Annotated in this window: 5 protein-coding genes; 1 reads left to right on the top strand and 4 read right to left on the bottom strand. The window is 32.5% G+C overall.

The annotated features are described in order from the left end of the window. Window positions 1-91 precede the first annotated feature (91 nt). The 3 genes from QO190_RS10275 to QO190_RS10265 form a co-directional block, all read right to left on the bottom strand. The gene (locus QO190_RS10275) at window positions 92-1,480 is read right to left on the bottom strand and encodes a tetratricopeptide repeat protein (protein ID WP_371463826.1); all 1,389 of its coding nucleotides are present in this window, start codon (window positions 1,478-1,480) and stop codon (window positions 92-94) included. Window positions 1,481-1,539: 59 nt separating this feature from the next. Next, window positions 1,540-4,101 (bottom strand): DNA gyrase subunit A, encoded by a 2,562-nt coding sequence (gyrA, locus tag QO190_RS10270; protein WP_371463828.1) that lies wholly within the window; start codon window positions 4,099-4,101, stop codon window positions 1,540-1,542. Window positions 4,102-4,254: 153 nt separating this feature from the next. After that, window positions 4,255-4,626 (bottom strand): DMT family protein, encoded by a 372-nt coding sequence (locus QO190_RS10265; protein WP_371463781.1) that lies wholly within the window; start codon window positions 4,624-4,626, stop codon window positions 4,255-4,257. 41 nt (window positions 4,627-4,667) lie between these two features. On the opposite strand from QO190_RS10265, the gene QO190_RS10260 reads away from it, so the two are divergent. Then, a complete protein-coding gene (locus tag QO190_RS10260) occupies window positions 4,668-4,982 on the top strand; it encodes a DUF4286 family protein (RefSeq protein ID WP_371463779.1) in 315 nt (104 codons plus the stop codon). Between the two features lie 45 nt (window positions 4,983-5,027). Here QO190_RS10260 and QO190_RS10255 read toward each other — a convergent pair whose 3' ends face one another. Next, entirely contained in the window at window positions 5,028-6,065 is a 1,038-nt protein-coding gene (locus QO190_RS10255; RefSeq protein WP_371463777.1) for an acyl-CoA reductase, read from the bottom strand. Window positions 6,066-6,147 lie beyond the last annotated feature (82 nt).

Genomic DNA, 6,147 nt, shown 5'->3' with positions numbered 1-6,147 from the left:
ATCGTAACAGAATTAATTCTGCTACGATTTAACTATATTTGAATTATTAACGAGTCAACCTTTTTTAGGACAACTCATATTGAAATATCAATTATTTTCCAGCTTTTAGAGCAGCTTCTACTGCTTTCATTTCTTGGAATTTAGCATCATTATGTGAAGTTTGATATAAACCTTTTAATAAAGATACAATTTCTACATCTTTAGGGTTAAGAGAATAAATTTTCTCTGCATAAGGAATAGCCTTGCTTAATTTAGCTCTTCTTTCACCTAATAATTTATTGAATACATCCATTTTTTTTGCTTTTCTAGCTGCATCAATTGCTTCTATTGCTTTATCATCTCCATTTACATAGATATTGAATACCATACCTTGTAGAGCTTCTACATAGTTAGGGTCAATTTCTAAAGATTTTTTGAAATATCCTTCTGCTTCAGCTAATTTACTTGGATCTTTACTTGCTAAAACTCCTAAATTATACCAAGAAACTTTATCGTTACGATTTTTAGTAACTTGATCTTTTAGATTAGCCATGAACTGATCCATTTTACCAGATTTATAATAAACAGTACCTTGCTGTTCTGTTAATTTACTACTTTTTGGAAATTTCACCAAACCTTTTTCAATCAATGCTAAAGCTGAGTCATAGTTTTGGTTTTCTATTTCTAAAGCTACAGCTGTTTCAAATAATTCTTGTTCAATACTTGGAGTGTTTTCTGTTTTAAAATCAGTATAATCTCCTGTTGCACCCATTTTTTTGTAAAGCTCAAAAGTGTTTTTATCTAGGTTTTCAATTGCACCTGTTTTTTTATTTTTTGCTTTATATTCCGTTTTTACACCAGTATAACCTTCATTAATTAACTCATTATAAACCTTAGCAGCTTCTACATTTTTTTGACCTTGAGCATAAGATACACCTGCATAATATTTATATAGTTTATCTTCACTACCTGCTGCTGCTAATAAATTATTTACTTCTAAGAATTTTTGACCTGCTACTTCATGGTTTTTTGCGTTATAAGCAGCCATAGCTTCTTCATTAGCTTTAGTCAAAAGTGGATTAATCTTTGCTCCAAGATTTCCTGCAAGTGTAGGTGCGTAAGTTTCTTCCTTAAGATTAGCCACTCCAGAAGCATCTGCTGCTTCTTTTCCTACATAATACACTTTTTGTTTTTCTGCATTTTTACCTACATAAATTTTAGTTTTGCCTAATGCAGAAATATGAGCTAAAACAGAAGCTCCTTCCGAAATTTTTCCTGAATTTAAAAGGCCAAGACCTTTAGCATAATAATATTGCTCTAAAATGGTAGGCTCTAACAGGTAAGTTTTACCACCTAAAATTGCATCTGCAGCACCAATCTGTGTATTTGCTGTAGCAGTATCATTTGCTTCGATTGCTTTGAAAGCAGCTGAAATTTCTTTTTTTTGTCCAAATGAAAAACCAAAGGCAATAACTGCTGCACTTAAAATTATTTTTTTCATAATGTAAAAATTAAATTTTTAAAAAAAGGACAAGTTTATGGCTTGTCCTCAATATAATACTATTCTTCTTCGTTCTTATTTAATGTATCTTCTTGAGATTCAAGAGGAACTTGATTCTGAGTTTCTTCGTCGTTATTCTCTACTGTCTCTTCAGTCTCTTCTTCTACTTCTTTGTCCATCATTACTTTTGCTACAGCAGCAATCTCGTCATTATTTTTCAAATTAATCATTCTTACTCCTTGAGTATTTCTACCCATTACTCTTAGGTCATCCATTCCCATTCTGATGGCAACTCCAGATTTATTGATAATCATCAAACCATCTTCATCTGTAACCGACTGAATCGCAATAAGATTTCCTGTTTTTTCAGTAATATTAAGGGTGATTACTCCTTTTCCACCTCTATTGGTAATTCTATAATCTTCTACTGCGGTACGTTTACCATATCCTTTCTCCGAAACGACCAATACCGTTTCATTTTGAATATCATTTACCACAATCATGCCAATTACCTCATCTCCGTCAGATAAATCTACACCACGAACTCCAATAGAACTTCTACCAACTGCTCTTACTTTTTCTTCTGGGAATCTAATACATTTACCACCTTTAGTCGCAATCATGATTTCAGAAGTTCCTGTAGTTAATTTAGCTTCTAATAATTGGTCATCTTCTCTAATTTCAATAGCGTTAATACCATTTACTCTAGGCCTAGAATATTGCTCAAGAGAAGTTTTCTTGATAATACCATTTTTAGTTACCATTACTACATACATAGAATTTACATAATCTACATCTTTTAGATCATTGGTTCTGATGTATGCTCTGATTTTATCATCGGGTTCTATGTTAATTAAATTCTGAACTGCTCTTCCTTTCGCTGTTTTAGAACCTTCAGGAATTTCGAAAACTCTTAACCAGAAACATTTTCCTTTTTCGGTGAAGAACATCATGTATTGGTGATTCGTTGCCGAAACAATGTATTCTAAGAAATCTGCATCTCTAGTGGTAGCAGCTTTGTTACCAACTCCACCTCTACTTTGAACTTTGTATTCAGAAAGTGGTGTTCTCTTAATGTAACCAGCGTGAGAAATTGTAAGAACTACTTTTTCGTCTGGAATTAAGTCTTCGATAGACATTTCTCCACCTGAGTAATCTATTTCTGAACGTCTTTCGTCACCGTATTTTTCTTTAATTTCTAGCAATTCATCTTTGATGATTTGGTATCTTCTTGGTTCGTTAGAAAGAATATCTTCTAAATCTTTAATTAAATCCATAATTTCTTCATATTCAGCTCTAATTTTGTCAAGCTCCATTCCTGTTAAACGAGCAAGACGTAAATCTAGAATCGCTTGAGCTTGAATTTCTGAAAGTTCAAATTCTGCAATTAATCCTTCTTTCGCTTCTTGTGGATTTGCAGAATGACGAATAATGGCAATGGCTTTATCAAGAGATTCTTGCGAACCAATTACTTTCATAAAACCTTCTAAAATATGCGCTCTTTCTTTCGCTTTTTTCAGCTCATATTCTGTTCTTCTCACAATCACTTCGTGACGGTGGTCTACGAAATGATGAATAATATCTTTAAGATTTAATTGTTCTGGTCTACCATGAACTAGAGCGATATTATTTACAGAGAAAGAAGTCTGTAAAGCAGTATATTTATACAATAAGTTAAGAACAACATTTGGAATCGCGTCATTCTTTAATTCATAAACTACTCTAAGACCGTTTCTGTCTGACTCATCTCTGATTTCATAAATTCCAGGAATTTTTTCATCTTTTACCAATTCTGCAGTTCTGGCAATCATCTCAGCTTTATTCACTTGGTAAGGAATTTCGGTAACGATGATGGCATTTCTATTGCCTATTTCCTCAAAACTTACTTTAGCACGAAGAACAATTCTTCCTCTTCCTGTATGGAAAGCATCTCTTACCCCTTCATAACCATAAATAATACCACCTGTTGGGAAATCTGGAGCAATAATATGCTTCATCAATTCATCTATGGTGATTTCTCTATTGTCAATATAAGCACAGATAGCATCTACAGCTTCAGATAAGTTGTGAGGCGCCATGTTGGTAGCCATACCTACAGCAATCCCCGAAGTTCCGTTTACTAAAAGATTAGGAATTTTGGTAGGAAGAACTTTTGGTTCAGTTAATGAATCATCAAAGTTATTTTGAAAATCTACCGTTTCTTTATCTAAATCAGAAAGAATTTCATCTGAAATTTTCTTTAATCTCGCTTCGGTGTAACGCATTGCAGCTGGTGGATCTCCGTCCATAGAACCGAAGTTACCTTGACCATCTACTTGCGGATAGCGCAAACTCCATGGTTGCGCCATTCTCACCATCGCATCATAAACCGAATAGTCTCCATGAGGGTGATATTTACCTAAAACATCCCCTACAATTCTTGCAGATTTTAAATATTTTCTGTTCGAAAAAACGCCCAAACCATACATCCCGTATAAAACTCTTCTGTGAACAGGTTTTAAGCCGTCTCTTACATCTGGTAACGCTCTGGAAACAATTACCGACATTGAGTAATCAATGTAAGAGGATTTCATTTCATCAACGATGTTGATAGGAATTAGTCTTTCTCCTTCTTTATGCATACTTTATTTTTTAATTATTTGAAAATCAGACTTATAACAAAATAAACTGATTTCTAAATTTTTCAATTTTAAATAACGCACGAATATACGAAAAAATGACGAAAAAATTGACGAAAATTCACAATTTGTTATCCACAAATAAGCTAATATTTATCATTTTTTGAAAACAAAATAAACCGCCAAAACTAAACAGATAAAAGCCGCTAAATGATTCCATTTAAACGATTCATTTTTAAAGAAAAAAACTGCAAATACGGTAAAAACAACCAATGTAACCACTTCTTGTATAATTTTCAACTGAAACAAGGTAAAAGGACCACCATTTTCTCTAAAACCAATTCTATTTGCAGGAACTTGAAAGATGTACTCAAACAAGGCAAATCCCCAACTGATGAGAATAACTGACCAAAGTACAGATTTTTTCATCCAACCCCATTCTTGAAATTTGAGATGACCATACCACGCAAATGTCATGAATATGTTAGAAACCAATAAAAGTAGAACGGTGAGAATTCCTTTTGTCATTTTTGAGTATTTTTGCAAAATAATTTCCAAAAATAAGAAAAATGAGCATTTTAAGCATAACATTCCATACCGTAGAAAGCCAATTGCAGAATTGGGAACAGCATTTAGAGAATGAATTGATAACTTTAGTTGAAAACTTTATAGACGTAGAAAAATACATTCTTTCTGAAGTAAATACCGAAATGCTTACCGAAGGCAAGAACACTAACCTCCTTCTCATCTTCGAAAGTGATGAAAAAAGACAAGAATTCACAGAAACTGAACTCTATAATCTTTCAGAAATAATCGCACAAAAATTCGGGGAAAGCGTGATGATTTTCAAAACAGAATTAAACGAAAAAAAATCCAGATTTTAAATAATCTGGATTTTTAGTTTTTATCAATATATACAATATTAACATTTATACCACACTTAAAAAAGCCATCGTATCAATATTATCTGCATAAGTATTGAGACTAGGATTTTGCGCTTCTCCAAAGTTTACAGAATTTTCTATCCCCAATTCTGGTTTTGCTACCACACACTGAATATTTGATTCATTTTCCACGAGAAAAGCGTGAACTTCTTCTACACTTTCGTATCTGCTGAAATTAAGCACAGAAAGTGGCGAAAATAGTGCGCTATCTTCTTTGAGCATTACAAAATTATTATCCCAAAAATTTTCTTGATTCAAGAGATAAACCGCTTTGTTATAATCATAGTTGTTAGCATACTTGTGATGATTAATCACGTCTTTAAAACCTAAAAAGTTTTCAAAAAGCCTGCTTAATTCATAATCTTTCGGCATAAGTAGTCTCGTTACATTTCTACAACCTAAACCAAAATATCTGAAAATATCTTCTGCCAATAGTTGCAATTCTTCATCAGTTTCATCTCCTTTAATTACCGCCACAGAAGTTCTGTTTTTTCTAATAATAGACAAAGTATCTTTAAAATAATATTCTAAATATCTCGCTGTATTATTACTTCCTGTAGCAATTACCGCATCATATTCTGTCAATCTTTCTACGATTTGAAATTCTAAATTCCACTCAGAAAATTTACCCCATTTTTTCAAAAAGAAAGGCAAAAGAAGTCTGTCTTTAGAAGAAAGCTTAATCAGCGGAATATGATTGCTCAGAATCACACACATCACATCATGAAAGCCTACCAAAGGAATATTTCCCGCCAAAATCAATCCTATTTTTTTAGATTGTTGAGAAACCTGATATTCTGCGAGCCAATTTTTTATATTTTCTTCGGTTAAAACATCTGCCCAATTTTTAAAACAAAACCTTATGTTTTCTTGTGTAAACCAAGGGTTTTCTACCTCGCTTCGTCTCATTAATGCAGCTAGTTCTTCCTCATCATGAGTATAATCAATTTCTGATTTTTGTAAAAATTGTTGAAGATAATGTCCTAATTTACTTAAACCCTGTATTTTGAGATCTTGTTTCATTTTATTTATTTAATCCTATTATTTTTGCACTTATTATTAAAAATTACCTCAAAAAAGATAAGTTTTACCATGCAAAACTTTT

The sequence above is a fragment of the Cloacibacterium sp. Arc13 genome, assembly GCF_041431305.1.
Lineage (GTDB): Bacteria > Bacteroidota > Bacteroidia > Flavobacteriales > Weeksellaceae > Cloacibacterium > Cloacibacterium caeni_B.
The sequence above is the reverse complement of the archived record's forward strand: the minus strand, read 5'-3'. Positions and strand labels throughout refer to the sequence as shown.